At 42.0% G+C, this 205-nt stretch carries 1 protein-coding gene; it reads left to right on the top strand.

Going from position 1 to position 205, the window contains the following annotated elements:
- Nucleotides 1-205: hypothetical protein (locus CXF54_RS13040; protein ID WP_157823466.1), on the top strand; the 205-nt coding region annotated here is incomplete at both ends.

Raw genomic sequence — 205 nt, 5'->3', positions numbered from 1 at the left:
GTTATGAAACTGCAACCTTCAACAACACGACTTGTACTTGGGACGTAACAGGAACACAACCTGCTGAACCAACAACAGAATGCTATGAAACTGCAACCTTCAACAACACAACTTGTACTTGGGATGTTTCTGGAACACAACCAGCAGAACCAACCAAAGAATGTTATGAAACTGCAACCTTCAACAACACAACTTGTACTTGGGA

Origin of the sequence: Olleya sp. 1-3 (assembly GCF_002836085.1) — a bacterium.
GTDB classification, from domain to species: domain Bacteria; phylum Bacteroidota; class Bacteroidia; order Flavobacteriales; family Flavobacteriaceae; genus Olleya; species Olleya namhaensis.
The sequence above is the reverse complement of the archived record's forward strand: the minus strand, read 5'-3'. Positions and strand labels throughout refer to the sequence as shown.